Source organism: Haloarchaeobius litoreus (genome assembly GCF_024495425.1).
GTDB classification, from domain to species: Archaea; Halobacteriota; Halobacteria; order Halobacteriales; family Natrialbaceae; genus Haloarchaeobius; species Haloarchaeobius litoreus.
In genome coordinates this window covers 17177-40797 of the sequence record NZ_JANHJR010000002.1, presented here as the reverse complement: position 1 = coordinate 40797, position 23621 = coordinate 17177, and the positions used below count along the sequence as shown (strand labels likewise).

Sequence of the window (23621 nt, the reverse complement as noted above, 5' to 3'; positions counted from 1 at the left end):
GGCACAGAGTGCTGAACCGACCGGTAAACGTCTTGTGTTCGTGCCGCCAGGAACGCGACGACTGGGCCGGGGGACGGGGCGGACTACCCGTCGCCGAGTGCGAGCACCCGTCCCCTGTAGCCCGAGAGGAACATCGCGTTCGGCGTGACGACCGTACGACCGGTCCCGTCGGGGGAGCGCGTCCACCGTTCGTCGCCGGTCGCACGCGAGAGCCCGACGAGCGAGTCCCGGCCGCGGACGACGACGCTGTCGCCGACGACCGTCGGCCGACCGACCCAGGCGTCGGACGGTTCGTACGTCCAGGCCGTCTCCCCGGCCCGGTCGATCGCGTCGACCCGCCCGCGACCCGGGACGTACACGTGCTGCTCGGTGGCGGCGACGGGGCCGACGCCGGAGTCGGGGACCGAGACCGACCACCGACGCGTGCCGTCGGCGTCGAACGACACCACGAGTCGGCGGGTCCGGACGACGACGCGGTCCCCGTGGACCACCGGCCCGGCGACGACGGCGGGAGTCGACCTGTGCCACAGTTCCTCGCCGGTGTCGGCGTCGAGCGCCGTCACGCCGGTCGTCCCCGAGCGGGACCCGACGTAGAGCGCCCCGTCGCCGACGGCGACCGGCTCCGCGAACGTCGGGCCGTGGTCGTCGTCGCCCACCCGTCGTGACCACCGGACGGAGCCGTCGAACACCGACAGGGCGTGGACCCGACCGGCCCAGTCGGGGACGTAGGCGAGGGCCCCATCGATCGTCGGCGGGGCCGTGAGTCTGGCATCGACGTCGAGGAGCCAGTGCTCGCCGCCGTATCGACCCTCGAAGCAGACGATACGACCGCGGTGGGGCGACCGACGGGCGGTCACCACGACGTGGTCGCCGCGCACCGCGGGCGGCCCGTTCAGATTCGAGCGGAGGGGGACCTGCCACTGCTCCTCGCCGGTCGCCACGGACAGTGTGTGGAGCCGATGGCGGTAGCGGCTGTGATCGGAGACCGCGTCGACCGGGAGGTACAGTCGTTCGTCGACGACGGCCGGCGTCCCGGTAGCTCGGGCACCCTCGATATCCGACAGCCAGACCGTCTCCGGGTCGGTCGGGCCGTCGGCGACTCGGCGGCTGTGACCCGGGCCCCGGCCGACCATCGACCACGAGCCGTCGACCCGGCCGAGGTCGCCGGAGGGCGGGGATCGACCACCGGAGAGACAGCCGGAGAGGGCGGCGCTCGCGGCACCGAGGGAAGCGAGGAACCGGCGACGTGAAGAGGAGGGCATCGTCGGGCCTTCTCGGCACTGACGGATGAATCCAGCGCTGCCGGTCACTCCGTCAGGAAGTCGACGACCGGGTCGAGCTGCTCGTCGACGTTCAGCCCTGGCGGGTGCCCGCAGTCGAGTTCGAGGAGCTCGATGTCGGGCCGCCGCTCCAGCATCTCCTCGACGGTCGGCTCGGTGAGCACGTCGGACTCGTGGCCCCAGATGACGAACGTCGGCAGGTCGAGCGACTCCCAGATTCCCCACGCCTCCTCCGGTGGGAGGTTGCTGTGGAGCAGCGCCTCGACGATGCGCTCGTCGTAGGCACGGGTGACCTGCCCGTCGTCGCGCCGTCGCGCGCTCGTGAGGGTGAAGCGCCGCCACTCGGCGTCGGTCTGGGCGTTCATCGTCCCGTAGGTCTCCCGGTACCAGTCCTCGAGTTCGGTGTAGGTGTCGAACGCCGGCGGGTCGGTGAGGTAGTCGACGATGCGGTCGATGCCGTCCTCGGCGTGGACGAACACCGGGCCGATGTCGTTGCAGACGAAGTGCGAGATGGAGACGGCCTCGTCGTCTTCGGAGAGCAACATCCCGAGCAGGCCGCCCATCGAGGTGCCGACGTAGCGGATCTCCTCGCGCTCGAACGTGTCGCAGAACTCGCGCAGGGTTCCGAGCAGCCCCGCCCACGAGTACTCGGATGCCGGGTCGTCGGCCCACTCGCTCAGCCCACGGCCCGGCATATCGGGGCAGACGACGCGGTAGCCCTCGCCCACGAGTCGGCGTGCGAGCGGGTCGAAGTCCCGGCCGTTGCGCGAGAGCCCGTGGACGCAGACGACGAGTGGGGCGTCGGTTTCGCCCCAGTCGGTGTAGTGGACCTCGGTGCCGTCGACGGTGACGAAGGCGTCTGTTCGGGTCATGGCACCACGCACCACGTGGTCGAGTATAAACGGTGACGTTAACGGGGTGGTGGGATGGCTGTCGTCCCCAGCACACGGGGCGGCGTAATTCATATATTGTATGAAAACCAATCCGCGACTGGAGCGATGTCTCGAACGACCGCCACGATTCCGGACGACCTCACCGACCTCATGAACGGTGCCATCAGCGCCGGTATCTTCGAGAACAAGAGCGACGCGATCCGGCACGTCCTCCGCGAGTACTTCGAGGAGCACCAGAACGCCCGGATTGCGGCCGCCGTCTCGCTGTACGAGGACGGGGAGATAACGCTCGGGACGGCCGCGCGACTCGCCGGTGTGAACCGGTTCGAGATGCGCGACATCCTGCGCGAGGAGGGCGTCGAGCTACGGTTCGGGGTCGAGGACATGGAGGCTGCCCGCGACGAGATCGACACGGCACGAAACCTCGAATGAGCGGTACGCCGGAGAATCCGACGGTCCTCGACACGACGGTCCTCTCGAACTTCGCGCAGGTGTCCAACGTCGAACTCCTGTGTGATCTTCCCCGGGTAGCGACGGTCGACGCAGTACGGACCGAACTGGAAGACGGTGTCGAGACGCATCCGTACCTCGACGACGCCGTGGACGTCCTCGAAGACGGGATTCCGGTACTCACACCATCGTCTTCGGCAGAGACGGTGGAAACGGAGCTGCTGAAGACGCTGGACCCAGGAGAAGCTCAGGTGCTGGCCGTCGCCGAAACGGCCGACGGAACCGCAGTCACCGACGACGGTGACGCCCGCACCACGGCAAAACGCCGCGGGGTCGCAGTGACCGGGTCCATCGGCCTCCTGGTCCGGTTCGTCGAGAACGACCGGCTCGACCACGAGACAGCGGACACGTACCTGAAGCGCTGGATAGACGAAGCCGGGTTTCGTGCGCCATCGCGGGACATCGAGGTGTTTCTGTCGGAGTGAGCACAGCTAACTGCCCTGGCTCCCAGTCCGACGTATGAACCCCCACCGAGCCGACGACGGGAACGAGTGGTCGGCCGACGACTACGACGGCGGGCACGCGTTCGTCTTCGAGTACGGCGAGGGCGTCGTCGACCTGCTCGAACCCGGACCGGGCGAGCGAATCCTCGACCTCGGCTGCGGCACCGGCCACCTGACCGCAAGCATCGCCGAGTCGGGCGCGGACGTGGTCGGCCTCGACGCCGACCGCGAGATGGTCGCCGAGGCCGCGCGAACGTACCCCGACCTGCGGTTCGTCCGTGGTGACGCACGCCGGTTCGCCTTCCGCGAGCCGTTCGACGCGGTGTTCTCGAACGCGGCGCTGCACTGGATCCACGAGCAGGACGCGGTGCTCGAATCGGTCGCCGACGCGCTCCGGCCCGGCGGCCGGTTCGTCGCCGAACTCGGCGGGACGGGCAACGTCGCGGCCATCGTCGGCGCGGTCGAGGCCGAGGCAGCGGCGCGCGGGTACGACGTCGAGAACCCGTGGTACTTCCCGAGCGTCGGCGAGTACGCCACCCGGCTGGAGGCCCACGGCTTCGAGGTGCGCTACGCGACGCTGTTCGACCGGCCGACCGAGCTCGACGACGGCGAGGACGGGCTGGCGGGCTGGCTGGGCATGTTCGGCGACGGGCTGCTGGGGCCGATTCCGGCGGACGAGCGCGAGGCCGTGATTTCGGACGTCGAGGACCGGTTGCGCAACGAGCTGTTCGAAGACGGAACGTGGACCGCGGACTACCGCCGGCTCAGGGTGGTCGCGAGGTGCCGGCCGGACTGACCGTTCGCCGTCGACGGGCGTGCCCCCACACCGGAGCCCAGCTCCGTGGATACCATCGGGGACGGCCCGCTGGAGGCAGGGCGTGCGTCCATCGAATTCGAGGCGGGGGGCTCAGTGACCGGCCGAATGTGCACGACACACAGTCCGGTGGCTGGCCGCGCTCCAGTTCGACCAACTCGGATACACCTTTCCGACAACAGTGAGAGAGGGGTAGGTACAACAAGATGGTGTCACTGCTAGGCGTCGCAGGTATCCTCGTGGCCGTATTCGTCGGGTTCAACATCGGCGGGTCGTCGACCGGCGTGGCGTTCGGTCCGACGGTCGGGTCACGCCTCGTTCGGAAGGCGACCGCGGCGGCCCTGTTCGTGGGCTTCGGCTTCCTCGGAGCCTGGACCGTCGGTCGAAACGTCATCGCCACGATGAGCAGTAGTATCGTCCCGGCAGCGCAGTTCACGCCGGTCGCCGGCGTCACCGTCCTCTTCTTCACCGGGCTGTCGCTACTGATATCGAATCTCTACGGCGTTCCAGCCTCGACCTCCATGACGGCAGTCGGCGCCATCGTGGGACTGGGCCTCGCGACGGGGACGCTCAATCAGGCACTGATGTTCGTCATCATCTCCGCCTGGATCGTCGCCCCGCTGATCAGTCTGGCCATCGGGCTCGTCGTCGGGCGCTACCTCTACCCGTATCTCGACCGCTACGTCGCGTTCACGAAGTTCGACCTCCACTTCATCCAGCTCGACCGCTCGGGGACGATTCCACGCCCGTACGTGAACCCGAACGCGTCGGCACAGGACATCGTCGGGTCGCTCTCGGTGGTCGTCATCGGCTGCTACATGGCGTTCTCCGCCGGGGCGTCGAACGCCGCGAACGCCGTGGCCCCGCTCGTCGGGGAAGGCGGGGCCCTGACCGTCGACCAGGGGGTGCTGCTCGCCGTGGGGGCCTTCGGGTTGGGCAGCTTCACCATCGCCCGTCGCACCCTGGAGACGGTCGGAGACGAGATCACGGAGCTCCCCATCCTCGCGTCACTGATCGTCTCCGTCGTCGGAGGGACGGTCATCACCATCCTGTCGTACCTCGGGATTCCCGCGAGCCTCGCGGTCAGCACGACGTCCGCGATCATCGGGCTCGGCTGGGGGCGCGCCAGTCGGGCGGCGACACTCGCCGAGCTGGCGACGCCGACGCCCGAAGGCCCGGAGCTGGAGGTCGCGACGGGCGCGTTGGTCACCTCGCGCGTCGAAGCGGCGCCTGCGAGTCCGACGATCGGTGATATCGCCAGACACGAGGAACCGCCTGAGACGCCGGAGGAGCTACCGGACGTCCCGGAGGTCGGCTCGGAGGGGCCGGCCGATCTCGACGAGCGAAGTCTCTTCGACGCATCGGCGGCCAAGCGTATCGTGACGATGTGGGTCCTGACGCCCTCGCTGGCCGTCACCGCCTCCTACCCGGTGTTCGCGTTCCTGCTGTAGGCGCCGCTCAGCCCACGTCGGAGGACTGGACGGTCGGTCGGGACCGCCGGGAGAGCCACCCGACGTGGTGTCGGCCGTCCCCACGAGGACCACACGCTGTTTCCGACGTCACACCCGACGAGGGCACTCCTGCCGAGGGTCGTGCGAGGAGCCGGTGATCGACCGGTCGTCGACTGCAGCCGTTATCCAGACCCCCTCGTGTCACGGTCCTGCCGTGGCGTGGTTCATCGGCGTTCGAGCTGTATCAGGGGGTGTATGACGGCCAGGCGCGTGTACATCGTGCAGGGGCTGACCGTCGTGACCATCCTCGGGTTCCTCGGTGTGTTGGCGTGCTCTCTCGGGCAACCCGGATACACGGTGACGCGGCTGGCGTTCTTCGCGATACTCGGTGGGCTGGCAGTCCTCGGGGCGGCTGGCGTGGTCTCTCGACGCATCCTGCCAACGGCTGTCGGGGCGTGTGGCCTCCTCCTGCTCGGCCTCTGGCAGGCCGTCCTCTGGATGGTCATCTTCCCGGTCGTGGGGATACTCCTGGTCGCGACGGTCGTCATCGCGGCGCAGGAACCGACCGAGGGACCGACCGGCGGGTAGTGGTTCGTCTCTCCCCGACCCAGCACTCGTGTCACGGCAGGACGAGCTGCGCAGGTTGCGGGACACCGGGCAGGGGTTCCGCCCACGAGAACGGCGAACGGGTCGAACCGGTCACGCCACCTCGCCGGCCAGCGCCACCGCCTCCTCCAGCGACAGCTCCTCCGCCACGTCGTCGAGCCGGTCGAGCAACGCCGCGACGCGCTCCTCGGTCGGTTCCCGACCAGCGCGTTCGAGCAGCCGCCGAGCCGCCCCCGTTCCGGTCGCGCTCCCGAACAGGAGGCGTCGCTGGCCGCCGAATCGGGCCGGGTCGAACGGCTCGAACGTCGCCGGGTCGTCGAGCATCGCGGCGGTGTGGAGGCCCGATTCGTGTGAGAACACCTCGTCGCCGAGCAGCGCCTTCTCGGGCCCGACGTCCTCGTCGAGCGCGTCGAGGACGGCTCGTGCGGTCGGGAGCAGCCGGCGCTCGTCCACGGCGAGGGTGAACGGCTCGTCGCCGACGACGGCCGCGGCGACGACCTCCTCCAGCACCGCGTTTCCGGCGCGCTCGCCGAGGCCGGCGACGGAGACGTCGGCGCGGGCGACCCCGAGACGGGCAGCCGCGAGCGTGTTCGCGGTGGCGACGCCGAGGTCGTCGTGGAAGTGCACGCCGAGGGCCCCGGGGTCGGTCGTCATCGCGTCGAGGTGGTCGACCACCCCGGCCGGGGTCCGGCCCCCGACGGTGTCGGCGAGGGTGTACAGTTCTGCGTCGACGGCGTCGAACAGCGCGTCGAGGTCCCCGGGGTCGGTCCGGAAGCCGTCCATCGCGTCGAAGTGGACCTCGACGCCGTGGTCACGGGCGCGGTCGGCGACCGAGACGACGGTGTCGAGGAGCTCCTCGCGGGACTTCCCGAGAACGTGTTCGAGCTGGCGGTCGCTCGTCGGGGCGAACAGGTTGACGGCGTCGACGCCCGCGTCGATGGCGGCGTCGACGTCGCCCGGGACGGCGCGGGCGATGCCCGTCGTCTTCGCGTCGAGGTCGACGCGCTCGCAGACCCGCTTCGTCCGGTCGTCGGCGACGGGGAAGCCGATCTGCACGTAGTCGACGCCGAGCGCGTCGAGTTCGCGGACCGCGTCGACCTTCTGGTCGACGGTGTACTCGACGCCCGGGCGCTGTTCGCCCTCGCGCAGGGTGAGGTCGAGCAGTTTCATATCACGCCCTCCTCGCGGAGTTGCTCGACCGCCTCGCCGTCGTAGCCGAGCGCTTCGAGCACCGGTTCGGTGTCCTCGCCGAGTTCGGGCGGGTCGGTCGACTCGACGCGGTCGAAGCCTGTCGCCCGCGCCGGGAACCGGGGGGTGTCGATGCGGCCGCCGTCGCCCTCGGTCGCTCGGACCTCGCCGAACGCGTCCGTCTCGCGGAGGTGCGGGTCCGCACAGACGTCGCGGGTGTCGTTCACCGGGGCGACCGGGACGCTCGCCTCCCGCAGCCGGGCGACGATCTCCTCGGCCGGGAGCTCGGCGCAGGTCGCCTCGACGATGGCGTGTAGCTCCGCGCGGTTGTCGAGTCGGTCGGCGAGCTCGACGAACCGCTCGTCGTCGGCCAGGTCGAGGTCGAGCGCATCGCAGAACCGCCGCCAGGCACGGTCCGAGGACGGCCCGACGAACACCCACTCGTCGTCGGCGGACTGGAACACGTCGTAGGGGGCCCAGCCGGGGTGGCTCGCGCCCATCGGCTCGGGCACGTCGTCGTACGCCTGGGTGTAGGCGAGCCAGTAGCCCATCAGCGCGACCGTGCTCTCGAACAGCGGGACGGTGACCTGCTGGCCCTCGCCGGTCGCGTCGCGCTGGCGCACCGCGCCGAGGACGGTCACCGCGGCGTACAGCGACGCGACCATGTCCGAGAGGCTGGTGCCCGAGCGCACCGGCGGCTGGCCGGGGTGACCCGTCACGCTCATCACGCCCGAGAGCGCCTCCGCGACGGGGTCGAGCGCGGGGAACGACTCGTACGGTCCCGGGTTGAACCCCTTGATGGAGCAGTAGACGAGCTCGTCGTTCACCGCCGCGCAGTCGTCGTAGCCGACGCCGAGGCGGTCCGCGGTGCCGGCCGCGAAGTTCTCGACGAGCACGTCGGCCTCCTCGACGAGCTCGTAGAAGATGGCCCGGCCGTCCTCGGATTTCAGGTCGAGCGCGACGCCGAGCTTGTTCCGGTTGACGTAGTTGAACGAGCTGTTGCCGATGGGGCTCGAATCGCGGACGGCGTCGCCGCGGCCGGGCGACTCGACCTTGATGACCTCCGCGCCGAGGTCGGCCAGCAGCATCGAGCAGAACGGCCCGGCGATGATGTGCCCGAGTTCGAGCACCGTCACGTCCGACAGCGGACGGCCCTCGCCGCCCGGCAGCAGGCCGGGGGCGACGCGGCCGCCGTCGGCGCGGAGGCGGTTGTCAGGACACTGGTCTGTACTGTGGCGACGCTCGTTCCGTGGTGGTCGTTCGTCGGCCGACGCGCTCTCTGCAGGGGGAGTGGTGTCTTTCGTCATCGTGGTAGTGAGGCGGTTGTGGTGGACTGTGCTGGTCGTGTCACTGGGGCTGTGAGGGCGGCCCGCTCGGGAGCGCGTCGCCGTGACAGATGGTCCCCCCGTCTGCCCCGAAGACGAACAGGTCCCCGGGCTCGAAGCCGACGACGAGTTCGTCGTCGTGCTGGACGTCGCCGAACGCGTCGGAGACGGCGTCGACGGCTGTCCCGTCGGGTGTGTGGCCGTGGACGACGAACTCGGTCCCGAGCTGTTCGACGACCTCGGCGACGATGCGCAGCTCGTAGGTGCCGCCGTCGGGCGAGAGGTACTGCGGGCGGATGCCCACCGAGACGGCCTCGCCGACGCGGTCGCCGAACTGGTCCTCGGGGGCGGCGACCGCGAAGCCATCGCCCGAGAGGACGAGCGTCTCGCCGCCCCGTTCGACCGTCGCGGGCAGGAGGTTCGTCGACGGCGTGCCGATGAACTCGGCGACGTACGCCGAGACGGGGTCGTCGAACAGCTCTCCGGGGGGTGCGAACTGCTCGAGCCGGCCGTTGTTCAGCAGGATGACCTGGTCGCTCATCGTCATCGCCTCCGTCTGGTCGTGGGTGACGTAGACGACGGTCGCGTCGAGCTCCTGGTGGAGCCGCTGGACCTCGACCCGGAGCTCGGCCTTGAGCTTCGCGTCGAGGTCGCTCATCGGCTCGTCGAGCAGCAGTACGTCGGGGTCCTGCACGAACGCCGAGCCGAGCGCGACGCGCTGTTGCTGGCCGCCCGACAGCTCCGCGGGCATCTTCTCCAGCTGTTCGGTGATCTGGAGCGTCTCGGCGGCCTCGTCGATGCGCTCGTCGCGTTCGGCCTTCGGCACACCCTGGACCTTCAGCCCGTAGCCGATGTTGTCCCGGACGGACATGTGCGGGTAGAGCGCGATGGACTGGAACACCATCGCGCAGTTGCGCTCCTGTGGCGACTGGTCGGTCACGTCCTCCTCGCCGAAGGAGATGCGACCCGAGGTCGGCGTCTCCAGCCCGGCGATCATCCGGAGCGTGGTCGTCTTGCCACAGCCGGACGGGCCGACGAGCGTGGTGAACGAGCCCTCCGGGATGGAGAGCGTGAGGTCGTCGACGGCGACGTGGGTCGCGCCGGCGGTGCGGTACTCCTTGCGAACCGTATCGAAGTGGATTGGACGTGCCATTATTCGAGCCCTCCGACGTTGAAGCCCTGTAGCAGGTAGTTCTGGAGGAAGACGGCGATGAGGAACGGCGGGATGCAGATGAGCAGCGAGACGGCCATCGTCTCGCCCCAGCCGATGGTGACGCGGTCGAGGAACAGGCTCGCCCCGACCGTGATGGTGTACATCTCGTCGCTGCTCATGACGACGCGGGACATGGTGAAGTCGTTCCACGCGACCGCAAAGGAGAAGATGGCCGCGGAGATGTAGCCCGGCCGCGCGACCGGGAGCACCACGTCCCAGACCGTCCGGGTGCGGCTCGCGCCGCGCACCCAGGCCGACTCCTCCAGCGCGATGGGCACCGTCTGGAAGTACTGCCACATGAGCCAGATGGTGAAGGGCGCGGAGATGGCGGTCAGGCCGAGCGTCAGCGCGAAGTAGCTGTCGAGCAGGCCGAGCGTGTAGAAGATGACGTACAGCGGGATGGCGAGCACGATGGGGCTGAACATGTACGAGAACAGCACCGCGCGTGCCGCCACGGTCTTCCCGGTGAAGTCGAAGCGGGTGAGGCCGTAGCCGGCCGCGACCGCGAGCGACGTCGACAGGATGGTCGAGCTGATGGTGACGATGAGGCTGTTGGTGAAGTACCGGACCGTGGCGGTCTCCTCGAACAGCACCTCGAAGTTCCGGAGCGTCACCGAGTCGATGAGCAGGTGGACGTCGCCGCCCGCGAAGACGTTCGTGGGGTCCTGCACCGCCACGGCCACCATCACGTACACCGGGATGGTGACGAAGATGGCGACCGCGAGTGCGACGACGACGACCGAGACGCGCTTGATGCGCCGCTGGAGGTGCTGCGGGACGATGGAGCCGGCTTCGCCCTCGCCGAGCCCCAGCATCAGTGCGCCACCTCCTTCTCCGGCTCGAACACCTTGAAGTAGACGACGGCGACCCCCGCGAGCAGGAAGAACATGATGCCTGCGAGCGCGGTCGCGGCACCGAAGTTCACCTCGCTGAACGCGAGCTCGTACACCCGGATGGGGAGCGTGGTCGTCGCGTCCAGCGGGCCACCACCGGTCGAGAGGTAGATGATGTCGAATTTGTTGAACATCCAGATGCCCCTGACGAGCAGGATGATGAGGATGGCCCCCCGTAGGTGCGGGACGGTGATGTCACGGAACGACTGCCAGGGCGAGGCACCCTCGACGCGGGCGCGCTCGTAGAGGTTCGGGTCGATGGCCTGCAGTCTCGCGAGCAGGATGAAGAACGCGAACGAGCCGAACTTCCAGACGCTCGTGATGGCGACCGCGGGCATCGCCCACTCGACCGTCGAGAAGAAGGCGATGGGCTCGCTGACGACGCCGTAGTCGACGAGCCACTGGTTGATGACGCCGATGTTCGGGTCGAACAGGAACTGCCAGATGAAGATGACCACGAGCGTCGGCAGCAGGTACGGGAAGATCATCATCGTCCGGAGGATGCTCCCGCCGCGGATCTCCTGGTTGACGACGAGCGCGAGCGCCAGCCCGATGATGAGGCTGAACACGGTCGTCGACACCGCGTACAGCACGCTGTTCCAGAGGAACAGCCCGAAGTCACCGCTGGTCAGGATGGCGGCGTAGTTCCCGAGACCGACGAACGTCGGCGCGGTCGTCGGGTCCTCGAACAGGCTCATCCCGAGCGCGTACAGGATGGGGATGGCCCACACCAGCGTGAAGAACACGACGAGCGGGAGGAACGTCAGCCAGAGCAGGAGCCGCCGCTCGTCGAGGTCGGCGAAGGGCCGTCTGAGGGTCGACGTGCTCATTGTAGCGGAACGGCTGGGTTCAACCCTGCAGCCCCCGCAGTTCGCTCGCGACCCAGTCGACGGTCTCCTCGGGGGAACGGCCGCCGACGAGCAGCTGGTCGGCGGACTGGCCGAACAGCTGCTGGCCGTAGGCGTCGGCGGCGACGATGTTCGGCGCGCCGTCGCGGCCGGTCGCCAGCACCGTCGTGAACGCGTCCCAGTTGTCGCGGACGAGGTCCATCACCTCGGGGTGTTGCTGGATGGTCTCGTTGTTCTGCACCGCCTCGCTGTCGAGCCCCTCCCGCGTCGGCGGGAACTGGAACAGCGGCGCGGAGAGGATGAAGTCCATGAACCGCGAGGAGCTGCTGAAGAAGTCCACGAACTGCCGTGCGCCCTCCGTGGCGTCGCCGTCGTTCCAGACGACGTGGCCCTCCATGTACGCCCACCACTTGTCCTGTGACTTCCCGTCGGGGACGGGGAACGCGGTCGGCGAGAGCTTCTCGACGAGGTCGGGCCGGTTCGCCTGGATGGTGAGGATGGGCAGGCCGCCGACGCTCATCGCGGCCGCGGCGTTCTCCTGCTGGAGCGCGGCGATGGCGTCGCCCCACTCCCAGCCCGAGCCGTTCGGCGCGTACTGCGACATCGTCTGGAGCCACTCGTAGGTCTCGACGGCTGCCTGACGGTTCTCGTCGTCGTCGATGGTGACCTGGATGTCGTCGGCCGGGCCGTCGTAGATGTTCACGTCGTTCTGCCACAGCGTCTGTGTGACCATCGTGTCCGCGTTGTTCGTCTGGCCGGACTGGACGACGTAGCCGTTGATGTCCTCCTCCTCGGTGAGGCGCTGGGCCTCTGTCCGCCAGGTCTCCCACGTCGTCGGGTTCTCCGGGTAGAGGTCGTTGCGGTACCAGCCCATCAGCGGCTCGACCATCGTCGGGACGAAGTAGGACTCGCCGTCGACGTTCACCGGGTCGGGCAGGCCCGTCCCCTGCACGACGTCGCTCACCTGCGCCGCCTTGCCGTCGCGCTGGTAGCGGTAGGCGTCGGCGGACGTGTCGAAGATGATGTCCGGTGGGTTCCCCGCCGCGCGCATCCGCTGGAGCTGCTCGTCGGTCGAGGTCCCCTTCGACGTGTAGGTGACGTCGACCGTGTAGTCGTACTCGTCCTCGAACTCGGTGATGATCTGGTCGATGATCTCCCGCGAGTCACCCCGGTCCGAGAGGTACTTGATCTCGTTCGAGCCGCCGCCGCCCGATCCGCCGGTCAGTGAGCCGATGCACCCCGCGAGTGCGACCGTCGTGGCTGCGCCGGTCGCGGTCAGCAGCTGCCGCCTGGTCGATTGGTCCCGTGCCATGTGACTGTATACCACATCGGGCGCGGGAGCCAGTTCACCCTTCACTTGTTGGCTCTTTAAATAGGGGCGGCTACCTGACCCCGGGTTGGGCCGGCTCGGCAGCCCGTTCGACCGGCGGCGGGCCGCCGGGCCTGCCGCCGGCGTCGAGTGCGCTCCGCAGGAGTCTGGACTCGGCCTTGCGGAGGTGTTCGAGGAACGTCGAGTGCGTGATGTCGAGGGCCGCCGCCAGCGTCTCGGCGTCGGTCTCGCGCGGCCACTCGTAGTAGCCCTCCTCGATGGCGAGCCCCACGACCTCCGCCTGTCGGTCCGAGAGCATCGCCTCGGGAGCCCGGTACGGTGTGAGGCGCGCGAGCTCCACCGAGCCGATCTCGCGGAGCTCGCTGACGATGTTCCGCAGGTCGTCCCGGCGGAACACCACGATGTCGAACGTGCGCTGGCTGCCGCTGACCCGGTCCCACCACTGCATCATCCCGTGGTTCTTCCGGATGATGGGCAGCGCGCCGCAGGACCGCTTCGTGAGCTGGATGTGGGTGTCGTCGACGCGCTCGACCTCGGGCACCTGGTCCGACGCCTCGAACGCGGCCATGAACTCGTCCACCCGCTCCCCCGCGTCGAGGACGAACGCGATGTGTTCGTCGTCGAGGACCTCCTCGTGCTTGACCGTGAAGGAGGTGTTCCATCGGTTCGTGACCTCGCTCAGCACGCACTCCGTCTGGATGTCGATGTAGAGCTTGGCCCGGTACATACGAGGGGTTTCGTATGAACGATAATCAACGTTGCCCGCGTTGCCGCGCCGACGGTCGCTTTCTGGCGTTAATCCAACCGTTCTCCCGTACGGCGTTCATAACGAAGGGCCCGGGAGACATCTGTCACCTCTGATGCACCCACTCACGACTGCGCTCCCGTCTCTAGGCGACTTGACCGCTGTGAGTAGCACCTTCGGGAGCCTCCCGCTGCAGTTCGGTGGCGGACTACTGGAACTCGCGATCCTCTTTTTCATCCTCGCCATCGTGGCCGCCGTTCTCGGTGCCCGCGGCATCGCGGGGATGACCATGGAGATCGCGCGGATACTCGTCCTGGTGTTCCTCGTGCTCGCCATCCTCTCGCTGCTGCTCTGACCGGCGCTCAGCCCTCCGCGACGGCCTGCTCCGCGAACGCGTACGTGACCCCGGTCAGCTCCTCGGAGACCTCCCAGAGCCGCTGTGCGCTCGCCTCGTCGTGCGAGCGGTCGTTCGACGCCTGCACCTCGGGAGCGCCGCGCATGTTCATGAAGCCGCCCGGCCCGACGTACTCGCCGCCCCCGATACCCGGGTGGGTCGCCGCGTACACCATCGGCAGCGACCCGACGCTCGGCGACTGACCCACGACGGCGTTGGCGACGCGCATCACGGCAAGGCGGAGCCACGAGCCGCTGGCCTCCGGGCCGCGGTACTGGAGGTTCGTCGACGAGTAGCCGGGGTGGCAGCCGACGCTGGTCACGTCGTCGATGCCCGCGGCGTCGAGCCGGCGGTCGAGTTCGTACGCGAAGAGCAGGTTCGCGAGCTTCGACTGGGCGTAGGCGTCCCACCTGTCGTACCCGTGTTCGCCGTGGAGGTCGTCGAACTCCATCTCGCCGCGCTCGTGGAGCCCGCTCGACTGGCTGACGACGCGGGCCTCGCCGTCGCTCGCCCGGAGCGCGCCGAGCAGGTGGCCGGTCAGCGCGAAGTGCCCGAGGTGGTTGACGCCGAACTGCGTCTCGAAGCCGTCCGTCGTCTCGGAGCGCGGGATGGCCATCACGCCGGCGTTGTTGCAGAGCACGTCGACCGCGCCGTACTCCTCGTCGACGCCCGCGGCGAACGACGCCACCGAGTCGAGGTCCGCGAGGTCGCACTCGCGCACGTCCAGCTCGGCGTCGGGCACGGTCTGGCGCACCGCGGCGGCGGCAGACTCGCCCTTGCTCGTGCTGCGACAGGCCATCACGACCGTCGCGCCGGCGTCGGCGAAGTGCCTCGTCCCCTCCAGCCCGAGGCCGCTGTTGGCCCCGGTGACGACGACCGTCCGCCCCGACTGGTCCGGCACGTCCGCCGCAGTCCAGTTGCTCATACTGGACACCGCTTGGGACGGCAGGCAGTCAAGGCTGTCGGCGAGCGAACTGTAGCGGCGTGAAGGTTCGAAATCCCAACCCAAATACTTTTGCACATTATGCAAGTGTTTGCAGTATATGCAAGAACAGACGGCGGTACTGTTGGACTTTCCATTTCCGGAGGAGCGAGTCTTCCGGTACCAGGCGATGCAAGACATCCTCCATCATCTGGTGAACGAGCCATTCGAAGCGTACACGCAGCAGGAGTTAGCCGCCAGGACAGGCTCCGATATCTCGACGGTCTCACGCTCGATTGCGCTGCTCGAACAGCTCGGCGTCCTCGATATCAGCGATGGGAAACCGGCTCGAATCGCGATCGACCAGAACCATATCGAGCGTTCCGACCCCATCTTCGCGGTTCCACAGGAAGAGTTCCGAGCTCCGATCCACGAGTTCCTCGAAGAACTCACGAACCGGGTCGGTCACTCCGAAGCGGTAGACGAGGTCGTCGGCGTCGTCCTCTTCGGAAGCGTCGCCCGCGGAACTGCAGACCGGGGGAGCGATATCGACCTCTTGCTCATCGTGGAGGGCGACGGAACGTACGGCCGCCGAATCGGGTCACGAACTGCCAGAGATCTCGAAGAACGACGGTTCGATGGAGACCGGTACCAGTTCGAAGTGCTCGTCGAGACGACAGAATCGGCCACATCACACGGCGGGGAGTTGCGGGAGATATTCGACGAAGGAATCGTACTGGAACGGAGTGATAGATTGACCGATGTCCGAACCGCAGTGTATGCGGACGAACGGGGTGACGCCTGAGCGATGCCGATCACCCTGGACGATATCGAGCCCGCACTCACCGACGCAGAGACCGCGTTCCGTCACGGTGGGCAGATATCCGAGGATGGACTGGACGTATCGTCTGCGGAGCTGGTGCAGCTTCGGAAGGCCTGTCGGTCACTCTCCGGTGCCAACCAGTTAGTCGACGCTGGGTACTACACGTTGACCGTCGAAGCCGCATTCACCTCGATCGAAAAGACGTTCATGTTCTGGCTGATCGAGGAAGGGCATCAGGACCCCAGCAACCCGCCACAGTCACATACAACGGCCATCAACCGGAGTGCTGAAGTCGGCTTCATCAGCACGGAACTCGCATCGCGATTGGACGATCTCTGGAGAGAGAACCGAGCCCAGACGTACTATCAGGACGGGAAAGCAACCAGAGAACGAGCTTTGACGATGCTCGAATTAGCGAACCGGGTCCATAGACGGTGTACCAACATCGTCAGGCGTCGCCACGAGTGCCGCTGTCGGACCAGATAGGAGTTAGGTCCACTCCGTGGCACGTCAGACGCGGTCCACTTGCTCATTCTGAACTGGGCTTGGGACGGCACGCAGTCAAGGCTGTCGGCGAGACGCGGTGGCCACGACCGCGGCGACCGGCCACACCGGTTCGTGCCCGGCCACCGTCGTCTCCGCCATGGGAGAGCGCGCCTGCGACCGCGAGTTCCGTCCGGACTGCGACGCGCAGGTCACCATCGTCGACGAGGAGTGCCCGACTGCGGTCGGCCACTCGACATCGTCGACTAGCCGGTTCGACGGTCGAGGCCCTCGCGGTCTCGCGACGAGGGCGACCCGGACGCGGCCTACTGCGAGGCCGCGATGGAGCCGAGCACCGGCAGTTCGAACCGGTCGCCCTCGTAGGCCCTGTACATGAGGAACAGCCACCCCGCGAACGCCACGAACCCGACGACAGGGTAGACGAGGGTGAAGAGCAGCGAGAGCAGGTCCCCGACGACCGGCAGGAACGACAGGAACAGCGAGACGAACGCGAGGGCGACGTAGACGGCGACGACGACCACGTTGAACGCGATGCTCTGGATCGCGTGGAAGCGGACGAACTCGTTGTCGCCGTCGATGAGCAGCATCGCGATGCCGGAGACGAACCCGAACAGGTACGCGACCGCCCCGGCGACGTTCGGTTCGAGCCCCGTCTCGGTGGTGGTCGAGATGTCCGAGGTCCCCCGCTCGTCGGTCGCCACCGTCAGGCACCCCCCGGCCGCCGCGGGTCGACACGATACGGTTCCACACTCTGTCGGCTGGTTCCAGCCATGCCCACCAGTCAGGGGGGTGGGACCATCACACCCGACTCTAGGTGCCTAGCCGTGCCGGCAGCCGACGGGCGGGCGACGGCACGCCGAGAGCGCCCCAGGAGACAGCCCCGGGGAGCGTTCGCCGCGAACTGGCCAGTGGACCCGGGCAGGCCACCCGACGTCGTCGAGCAGGTGCGTCGACCAGCTCACGACGGCGACCCGTAGCTCGTCTTCGTCAGGTACACCTTCTCGCCGTCCAGGCGGGTGTGGGCCGGCTCGAACGGCGGGAAGTCGAGGGCTCGAATTCGGTCGTAGATCGCGTTCTCGTCGCCGTCGACGAGTTCGTCGAGGGGTATCTCCTTCGCGCCGTCGAGGCTGTCCTTCGCGTAGAAGTACCGTTCCCCGTCGTACTCGGACTGGGGGGTCCCCATCTCGAGGACCTCGCCCGAGACGAGCTTCGGCAGCATCTCCTCGAACAGCTCGATGGAGCGCTCCCGGACCTTCTCGTAGAGCGTCCGGCTGGTGTCGGTCTCGGTTATCTCGGCGAACCTGCGGGCGATGATGTCGCCCGCGTCGACCTGCTCGGCCATGAAGTGCATCGTGGTGCCGTGCTTCCAGTGGTCGTCCTCGCGGGCGTTCAGTATGGAGTGGCTGAACACGTTGCTCCCCCGGTACCGCGGGAGTTCGGCCTGATGGAGGTTGATCGCGGCCTCGTCGGGATGTTCGAGCAGCTCCGGCCCGAGGATGTTGGGGTAGTAGACGCTGAGCAGGTAGTCGAACTCGTAGTCGAGCACGTCCCGCTCCTCGGCGATGGGCAGCACGTCGTGGCCGAGGTCGTGCGCGAGCCGGTTGACCGAGCCGTCCCACCAGTGCTCCTCGTCTTCAGGGTACGTGACGACGACGGGGACCGAGACCGCCTCGTGAGCGTGGAGTCGTTCGAGGCAGGCCTCCCCCAGCGGGTGGCTCCCGAAGAACGCGACGTCGATCATTGTGCGAGCCAGTACGAAGTCGTCCCACATAGCTAGGTGGCAGCTACCGCAGGCCAGCAACCGGCCGGAACGCCCGTCCCCGTGCTCGTGGGCGGGCCCTGCAGAGACGCAACCGAACGGGCTTTGTATCGCCGGACTGGACGGCGCTGTATGGACTCGGAGGTACTCGTCGCGCTCGTCGTCGGAGTCCTCCAGGGCATCTTCGAGTGGCTACCCGTCTCCAGCGAGGGCAACGTCACGGTCGTGCTGACCGCGCTCGGGAGCGAGCCCGAGGTCGCGCTGCAGTACTCGCTCTTTCTCCACGTCGGCACCGCACTCGCCGCCACGGTCTACTACCGGGACACGCTCGCCGAGGTGGGCTGGACGCTGGCCGAACTGCGGCCCGGCGAGCCCTTCCGCGACGAGACCGCCACGCTCTCCTTCCTCGTGCTGGCGACGCTCGCCTCCGGCATCGTCGGCATCGCGGCCTACCTCGCCATCGAGGGGCTCGTCTCCGAACTCACCGGCGGCGCAGTCGTCGCGCTCATCGGCCTGCTGCTCGTCGCGACGGGCATCCTCCAGCGCGTCGCCGAATCCCGCGGGGTGAGCCGCCGCGAGACGCCCACCGCCGTCGACGCCGTGCTGGTGGGGGCGCTCCAGGGGCTGGCCATCCTCCCCGGCGTCTCCCGCTCCGGGACGACCGTCAGCGCGCTGTTGCTCCGGGGCTACGAGGGCGAGGCGTCGTTCCGACTCTCCTTCCTCCTGAGCGTGCCGGCCGCGCTCGGCGCGGGCGTGCTCGCCGTGGTCGACGGCGGCGGCCTGCCGACGCTGAACCCGGCTGCCGCCGCCCTCGCGCTCGCGACCGCCGCCGTCGTCGGCTACCTCACCATCGACGCGCTGATGCGGGTCGTTCGCCGTGTCGCGTTCTGGGGGATCTGCGTCGGACTCGGACTGCTCGCGATGGTCGGCGGCGGGCTGGCAATCCTGCTGGCGTAGCGCCTCCGTCCGTCCCGTGAGTCAGGGACGACCATGCTGCCCTCGGGGACGGAACACTGGCTCGTCCGCTTCGTCTTCCAGCGCGGGCTGGCACTCATCAACTCGGTCGAGCGGCGTACCTATCGGTGTCGAACGGCGTACCTATCGGTGGGATTCGATTTTGATGCGGGGGTTCCCACTCCGGTCGGCGATGATGGTCACCGTCGTCCCGTCGGCATCGAACTGGAGGGTCATATCGAGATTGCGTTCCTGGAAGAGCCCGTCGAGTGCGTCCGTGTTGATGTCCTCACTGATGAGCCACTCCTGCTCGATCACATCCTCGTCGTGAGCCCTCGCAATCGCCGTTACGACCTCTGTACTGAGCGCTTCGCCCTCCTCCGGCTCGTAGTAGAATTCCTTCGAATGTGGCACACACGCCAATTTGACAGGGGGTAGCAAACCCGTTATTACCGGTATGTGTCCCGGTAGTTCCGTCCGGTCGCCGGCTCGCACTGCTCGTTTCAGTCACCGAACCCACCACGGCTGGGCCGTTCGATCCGGTTTCAGGATGGGAACACCGGGGACCGACCACACCGTTATCCGCTTCGCGTGCCAACGACGATGGATGGCGGATGACAACCAGGGCCGAGACGAGAAACCGGAGGACGAAGAGCCACGCCAACGAGAGCGGAAGTCAGAGGAAGTACGCGACCGCACCCATGAAGACCGGGCGATGCCCGGCGACCCTGCAAGCCAGCTCGGTGAACTTGATGCAGCACTCGAGAGCCAGGAGTACCCACTCACGACGAACGAGCTAGTCGCGGCCTGTGGCGACTACGAGATCGAAACGCAGCAGGGGACGAGAGCCCTCGAAGGAGTACTCGCCAGGACTGACGACCAGACGTTCGTCTCCGCCGATGACGTTCGAAGTCGGATACTGGGATTGGTACACCGGTAGGGAATGCGGCCCACTCAGCTCCCGTCCGGCTGGCCGCCCACCCCCAGCGTAGGACCGTGGCTCCTCTGCAGTCCGCATCCCGGTCACGGACACCATCGTCTACGGCCGCCACTCGGGAGTACGGTTTTGACGATGGGGCTCCTGGTGTCGACTATGGGCGACCGAGCCTGCTACCGCGAGTTCTGTCCCGACTGCGACGCGCAGGTGACCATCGTCGACGAGGAGTGTCCGGAGTGCGGCCGGTCGCTCGACGTCGAGTGACAGCGACCGGGTGGGTCGGGAGCGCTCCGTAGGTGCGTTTATTGCGCCGGCGGAACCACGGTCGGGGTATGGCTGGCGCACGATGGTCCTCCCGGACGGGGTTCGTTCTCGCGACCGTCGGTGCGGCCGTCGGACTCGGGAACATCTGGCGCTTCTCGGCGGTCGTCGGGCAGAACGGGGGCGGCGCGTACCTCGTCCCCTACCTGCTCGCGGCCGTCATCTGTGCGGTCCCGATGCTCGTGCTCGAACTCGCCATCGGGCGACGGCTGCGGACCGACGTCGTGTCGGCGTTCCGGAGCGTCGACACGAGCTACACCGCCCTGGGGTGGCTCGTCCTCGGTGGCGTCCTGCTCATCCTGAGCTACTACCTGGTGCTGACCGGCTGGGTGCTCGGCTTCTTCGTCTCCTGGGGCGCGGGCTCGGAGACGACGTTCGCGACGTTCACCGACGGCTGGTTCCCGGTCGCCTCCTTCGTCGTCGCGACCGCCGTCACGGGAGCCGTCGTCTCGCGTGGCGTCCGGGGCGGCATCGAGCGGATGGCGACGGTCGTCATGCCGACGGTGTTCGTGCTGCTGGTCGCGCTCGCGCTCTACGCCGCGACGCTCGCGGAGTGGGGGCAGGCCGCAGCCTTCCTGTTCACGCCGCGCTTCTCCGTGCTCACCGACCTCGGTCTCTGGAGTGCGGCGTTCGGGCAGGTGTTCTTCTCGATGTCGGTCGGACAGGGCGTCATGCTCACGTACGGCAGCTACGTCGACGAGGGGACCGACCTCCTGGAGTCGTCGGCGCTCATCACGGTCGCCGACGTCGCCGCCGCCATCGTCGCCGGGCTCGTCATCTTCCCCATCGTCTTCAGCTTCGGCCTCGAACCGACCCTCGGGACGGAGCTCGCGTTCACGACGCTGCCGACGGCGTTCGCGACGATGCCGTTCGGGCGGGTCGTCGCCGTCGCCTTCTTCGGGCTGCTCTTCTTCGCCGCGCTGTCGTCGTCGGTGGCGCTGCTGGAGGTCGGGGTCGCCGCCGCCGAGAACACCACCAGCCTCTCCCGGCCCCGCGCCACGCTGGTGCTCACGGCCGGGGTGTTCGTCGCCGGGGTTCCCTCGGCGCTGAGCTACAGCCCGGTCCGGCTCGCCGTCGCCGGCAGACCCGTGCTGGACCTGATCGACGAGTCGGTCGGGGTGTTCGCGCTCCCGGTGTCGGCGCTGCTCCTCGTGTCCGTCTTCGTCTGGGTCGCCGACTTCGAGGACGTGCGAGGCGAACTCGGCCGCCTGTACTGGCTGGTCCAGTACCTCATCCCCGCCGTGCTCGTCGCCGTGGTCGCCGCACGGGCGGCGGGGGTCGCACGACCCGCGTGGCGACTCCTCGTCGAGAACACCCGTCCGGGGGCGCTCGGAGTGGGGGTCGCGGCCGCAGCCCTCCTCGTGTTCGCCGCCGTCGGCCGGTGGCTCGGCGAGCGGTTGGCCGACCCGCCGCGGCGCTGACGGGAGCACCGTCGTCGCAGCGGGACGGACAGTAGTGGGGCCAGACCCTTTGGCCGTCAGGGGGCTCGAAACCTACCTGAACACGGTCGTCAACCACGGGCTGAACGCGTCCTCGTTCGTCGCGCGGTCGATCGTGTCCACGGAGTCGGACCTCGTCTCCGGTGTGACGGGTGCCGTGGGGTCGCTCAAGGGCCCGCTGCACGGCGGCGCGCCTGGGCCCGTACTGGAGATGCTTCGTTCAGTCCACGAGTCGGGCGACCCGGAAGGGTACGTGCGGGAGACCCTGGCGTCCGGCGAGCGCCTCATGGGCTTCGGCCACCGTGTGTATCGGACGCGGGACCCACGTGCTGCAGTCCTCTCGACGGCGGCCGAGCGCTTCTACACGAACTCCGAGGACGAGGCGTTCTTCGATACCGTTCGCGAATTCGAGTCGGTCGCCGTCGACCTGCTGGCGGAACACAAACCCGACCGCCCCCTCGAAACGAACGTCGAGTTCTACACAGCCGCATTACTGTATGGCGTCGGCGTTCCACGAGCGCTGTTCACGCCCACCTTTGCCGTCTCGCGGGTCGGTGGCTGGACAGCCCACTGTCTGGAACAGCTGGCGGACAACAAGATGGTTCGACCGATGTCGGTGTACACCGGTGACCGCGACCGGGCATGGAGCGACGAATGAAATCAACAGCCCGCTGCCTTCATCCAACGCATCCGTGGACTGTCAGTTGGGTGAGCCCTGCCTCGTGTGAATATTCGAGGAAGCCCCGTAGGGGCTCGAACGCAGAAGCGCTGTTGGATTCCTCTGCTGGAGATACCGCTCAGGCTGTTAGGTCGATTCTAGCGGGGCGAAGGAACCTACTATCAATTAGGTGTCCCCTCATGAGATGTGGTGTGGTAGGGTCGCCCGCTGGCAAGGGCACCGTCCACCAGGTACTCGGAATTCCCCGGGGGGACGGAGACTCCGTTTTCGGAGTCTCGTGCGGTTCGAATCCCACCCCTACCGTGCCCCGGTGTACTGGGAGGCTGGATCTCTCAACACAGTACAGAATGTGGTTCATCCATCTTCTACCTGAACCAGCCCACTACCCTCCGTTTCCACTTTCACCGTGGTTCACTGAGGTATATATGGGCCTGTCCTCTTAGAGAGAAACAGAGAGCACTGCGTCCTCAGTCACACGCTCTCCCACCCATATGAGCACCAAGGACCCGTACCTCGGTGACTGCCCGCACTGCGGTTGTGAGATTCTGTCTCATCAGACCCTGATAGAGTATGCAGGCGGTGTCTGGGCTGAATGTCCCGAGTGTCGGGATGTCGTCGACCCACAGTAATTCACTATGTTACGAATGCTAAAGCGGCTCTCTCCGACCTCGACCGATACGACGGAACTCCTGGAGTGTCGATCTTGCGGGACCAGTTTAGACAAGGCACAGGATTCATGTCACGAATGCGGTTGTCGTGATGTCGCTCGGTACGAGTTGTAGTTTGACGTACTGGCGTTCCCGATCACGGCGGGCTTCGAGTTCGCGCTGATCGCGCTTTATTACTGTAGAGACGTTTGTCCGGCGGTGTTTCTCCACCAGCCCCTTTTCGGTCAGTGTATCCATGAACGATCTGTACTGAACGTTCCAATAAGGACCCTCCCGGTAGTGCCTCGATGGAAATCGTGACCACCGTCGGTCATACTGTGAAACAGGGAGGCCGAGATATTTTATTGGCAGCCGTCGTAGGATAGGTATGGGAAACGACGAACAAGAATCCGAGACCGAAGCGGAATCGACAGATGGCGAGACGGAACGTGAAGGTGAGCGGGTGATGAGTCGGGCGGACGGTGCGGGAATACTCCGTGAGGTCGCTGATGGTGTCGAGAACGGGACGATCGACATCGGAGGAGAGAACGGCTTCACGGTGGCGGTTCCAGAGCGCTTCGAGCTGGAGGTCGAGTACGAGGTGACCGACGACGAGGCCGAGTTCGAAGTCGAACTCGAATGGCAGATGGAAGACGGCGAACCGGTATCGGCGGACGAATGACAGCCTCCCGCGCCTGAAGAC

At 67.5% G+C, this 23621-nt stretch carries 27 protein-coding genes and 1 pseudogene; 14 read left to right on the top strand and 14 right to left on the bottom strand.

The annotated features are described in order from the left end of the window. Positions 1-83: 83 nt before the first annotated feature. Both NOW55_RS06970 and NOW55_RS06965 read right to left on the bottom strand, forming a co-directional pair. Complete coding sequence (locus NOW55_RS06970; RefSeq protein ID WP_256399384.1) at positions 84-1262, bottom strand: PQQ-like beta-propeller repeat protein; 1179 nt, start codon at positions 1260-1262, stop codon at positions 84-86. 44 nt (positions 1263-1306) lie between these two features. Next, the gene (locus NOW55_RS06965; protein WP_256399383.1) at positions 1307-2152 is read right to left on the bottom strand and encodes an alpha/beta fold hydrolase; all 846 of its coding nucleotides are present in this window, start codon (positions 2150-2152) and stop codon (positions 1307-1309) included. 126 nt (positions 2153-2278) lie between these two features. Between NOW55_RS06965 and NOW55_RS06960 the strand changes: the two genes are divergently transcribed. From NOW55_RS06960 to NOW55_RS06940, 5 genes are all read left to right on the top strand, one after another. After that, positions 2279-2605 (top strand): DUF7317 family protein, encoded by a 327-nt coding sequence (locus NOW55_RS06960; RefSeq protein WP_256399382.1) that lies wholly within the window; start codon positions 2279-2281, stop codon positions 2603-2605. Beyond that, a complete protein-coding gene (locus NOW55_RS06955; RefSeq protein WP_256399381.1) occupies positions 2602-3108 on the top strand; it encodes a PIN domain-containing protein in 507 nt (168 codons plus the stop codon). The genes NOW55_RS06960 and NOW55_RS06955 overlap by 4 nt, the downstream gene beginning before the upstream one ends. 34 nt (positions 3109-3142) lie before the next feature. Further along, on the top strand, positions 3143-3922 hold the full coding sequence (locus tag NOW55_RS06950; protein ID WP_256399380.1) for a class I SAM-dependent methyltransferase: 780 nt from the start codon (positions 3143-3145) through the stop codon (positions 3920-3922). 224 nt (positions 3923-4146) lie between these two features. Beyond that, a complete protein-coding gene (locus NOW55_RS06945) occupies positions 4147-5391 on the top strand; it encodes an inorganic phosphate transporter (RefSeq protein WP_256399379.1) in 1245 nt (414 codons plus the stop codon). Positions 5392-5646: 255 nt separating this feature from the next. Further along, positions 5647-5979 (top strand): hypothetical protein, encoded by a 333-nt coding sequence (locus tag NOW55_RS06940; RefSeq protein WP_256399378.1) that lies wholly within the window; start codon positions 5647-5649, stop codon positions 5977-5979. A 111-nt stretch (positions 5980-6090) separates the two neighbouring features. Here the strand turns inward: NOW55_RS06940 and NOW55_RS06935 are convergent, their stop codons facing one another. The 7 genes from NOW55_RS06935 to NOW55_RS06905 form a co-directional block, all read right to left on the bottom strand. Then, a complete protein-coding gene (locus NOW55_RS06935; RefSeq protein ID WP_256399377.1) occupies positions 6091-7167 on the bottom strand; it encodes a LeuA family protein in 1077 nt (358 codons plus the stop codon). Next, positions 7164-8492 carry a CaiB/BaiF CoA transferase family protein gene (locus tag NOW55_RS06930; protein WP_256399376.1) on the bottom strand — a complete coding sequence of 443 codons (1329 nt, stop codon included), beginning with the start codon at positions 8490-8492 and terminating at the stop codon, positions 7164-7166. The genes NOW55_RS06935 and NOW55_RS06930 overlap by 4 nt, the downstream gene beginning before the upstream one ends. 40 nt (positions 8493-8532) lie before the next feature. Next, positions 8533-9663, bottom strand: a complete 1131-nt coding sequence (locus NOW55_RS06925; RefSeq protein WP_256399375.1) for an ABC transporter ATP-binding protein — start codon at positions 9661-9663, stop codon at positions 8533-8535. Next, positions 9663-10538: a carbohydrate ABC transporter permease gene (locus NOW55_RS06920; RefSeq protein ID WP_256399374.1), complete on the bottom strand. Its 876-nt coding sequence runs from the start codon at positions 10536-10538 to the stop codon at positions 9663-9665. The genes NOW55_RS06925 and NOW55_RS06920 overlap by 1 nt, the downstream gene beginning before the upstream one ends. Beyond that, positions 10538-11446: a carbohydrate ABC transporter permease gene (locus NOW55_RS06915; RefSeq protein WP_256399373.1), complete on the bottom strand. Its 909-nt coding sequence runs from the start codon at positions 11444-11446 to the stop codon at positions 10538-10540. The genes NOW55_RS06920 and NOW55_RS06915 overlap by 1 nt, the downstream gene beginning before the upstream one ends. Before the next feature lie 19 nt (positions 11447-11465). After that, positions 11466-12776, bottom strand: a complete 1311-nt coding sequence (locus NOW55_RS06910; protein WP_256399372.1) for an ABC transporter substrate-binding protein — start codon at positions 12774-12776, stop codon at positions 11466-11468. Positions 12777-12846: 70 nt separating this feature from the next. Continuing rightward, positions 12847-13521: a helix-turn-helix domain-containing protein gene (locus NOW55_RS06905; protein ID WP_256399371.1), complete on the bottom strand. Its 675-nt coding sequence runs from the start codon at positions 13519-13521 to the stop codon at positions 12847-12849. A gap of 181 nt (positions 13522-13702) precedes the next feature. On the opposite strand from NOW55_RS06905, the gene NOW55_RS06900 reads away from it, so the two are divergent. Beyond that, complete coding sequence (locus NOW55_RS06900; protein ID WP_368407744.1) at positions 13703-13894, top strand: DUF1328 domain-containing protein; 192 nt, start codon at positions 13703-13705, stop codon at positions 13892-13894. 7 nt (positions 13895-13901) lie between these two features. On the opposite strand, the gene NOW55_RS06895 is transcribed toward NOW55_RS06900, so the two are convergent. Then, complete coding sequence (locus NOW55_RS06895) at positions 13902-14858, bottom strand: oxidoreductase (RefSeq protein WP_256399369.1); 957 nt, start codon at positions 14856-14858, stop codon at positions 13902-13904. A gap of 118 nt (positions 14859-14976) precedes the next feature. Here NOW55_RS06895 and NOW55_RS06890 point away from each other — a divergent pair, with 118 nt between their 5' ends. Both NOW55_RS06890 and NOW55_RS06885 read left to right on the top strand, forming a co-directional pair. Continuing rightward, a complete protein-coding gene (locus NOW55_RS06890; protein ID WP_256399368.1) occupies positions 14977-15660 on the top strand; it encodes a nucleotidyltransferase domain-containing protein in 684 nt (227 codons plus the stop codon). Positions 15661-15663: 3 nt separating this feature from the next. Continuing rightward, positions 15664-16164, top strand: coding sequence for a DUF8154 family protein (locus NOW55_RS06885; protein WP_256399367.1), 501 nt, complete (start codon positions 15664-15666; stop codon positions 16162-16164). A gap of 323 nt (positions 16165-16487) precedes the next feature. Here the strand turns inward: NOW55_RS06885 and NOW55_RS06880 are convergent, their stop codons facing one another. Together NOW55_RS06880 and NOW55_RS06875 are read right to left on the bottom strand one after the other, a co-directional pair. Further along, on the bottom strand, positions 16488-16883 hold the full coding sequence (locus NOW55_RS06880; RefSeq protein ID WP_256399366.1) for a DUF4870 domain-containing protein: 396 nt from the start codon (positions 16881-16883) through the stop codon (positions 16488-16490). Between the two features lie 257 nt (positions 16884-17140). Beyond that, the gene (locus NOW55_RS06875; RefSeq protein ID WP_256399365.1) at positions 17141-17923 is read right to left on the bottom strand and encodes a methionyl-tRNA formyltransferase; all 783 of its coding nucleotides are present in this window, start codon (positions 17921-17923) and stop codon (positions 17141-17143) included. A 150-nt stretch (positions 17924-18073) separates the two neighbouring features. On the opposite strand from NOW55_RS06875, the gene NOW55_RS06870 reads away from it, so the two are divergent. Further along, positions 18074-18898: an undecaprenyl-diphosphate phosphatase gene (locus tag NOW55_RS06870; protein WP_256399364.1), complete on the top strand. Its 825-nt coding sequence runs from the start codon at positions 18074-18076 to the stop codon at positions 18896-18898. Between the two features lie 141 nt (positions 18899-19039). Here NOW55_RS06870 and NOW55_RS06865 read toward each other — a convergent pair whose 3' ends face one another. Next, positions 19040-19309 carry a HalOD1 output domain-containing protein gene (locus tag NOW55_RS06865; protein ID WP_256399363.1) on the bottom strand — a complete coding sequence of 90 codons (270 nt, stop codon included), beginning with the start codon at positions 19307-19309 and terminating at the stop codon, positions 19040-19042. A 193-nt stretch (positions 19310-19502) separates the two neighbouring features. On the opposite strand from NOW55_RS06865, the gene NOW55_RS06860 reads away from it, so the two are divergent. The 4 genes and pseudogenes from NOW55_RS06860 to NOW55_RS20940 all read left to right on the top strand — a co-directional run bounded on the left by NOW55_RS06860 (position 19503) and on the right by NOW55_RS20940 (position 22900). Beyond that, positions 19503-19835: a DUF5789 family protein gene (locus tag NOW55_RS06860; RefSeq protein WP_256399362.1), complete on the top strand. Its 333-nt coding sequence runs from the start codon at positions 19503-19505 to the stop codon at positions 19833-19835. A gap of 329 nt (positions 19836-20164) precedes the next feature. After that, a complete protein-coding gene (locus NOW55_RS06855; protein ID WP_256399361.1) occupies positions 20165-21574 on the top strand; it encodes a sodium-dependent transporter in 1410 nt (469 codons plus the stop codon). 40 nt (positions 21575-21614) lie between these two features. Continuing rightward, a pseudogene (locus tag NOW55_RS06850) lies at positions 21615-22250 on the top strand (citrate/2-methylcitrate synthase); the annotation flags it as partial. A gap of 512 nt (positions 22251-22762) precedes the next feature. Next, positions 22763-22900 (top strand): DUF7837 family putative zinc-binding protein, encoded by a 138-nt coding sequence (locus NOW55_RS20940; protein WP_438266572.1) that lies wholly within the window; start codon positions 22763-22765, stop codon positions 22898-22900. A gap of 105 nt (positions 22901-23005) precedes the next feature. On the opposite strand, the gene NOW55_RS06845 is transcribed toward NOW55_RS20940, so the two are convergent. Then, a complete protein-coding gene (locus NOW55_RS06845; protein WP_390292698.1) occupies positions 23006-23176 on the bottom strand; it encodes a hypothetical protein in 171 nt (56 codons plus the stop codon). A gap of 130 nt (positions 23177-23306) precedes the next feature. Between NOW55_RS06845 and NOW55_RS06840 the strand changes: the two genes are divergently transcribed. After that, the gene (locus NOW55_RS06840) at positions 23307-23600 is read left to right on the top strand and encodes an amphi-Trp domain-containing protein (RefSeq protein WP_256399359.1); all 294 of its coding nucleotides are present in this window, start codon (positions 23307-23309) and stop codon (positions 23598-23600) included. Positions 23601-23621: the final 21 nt, after the last annotated feature.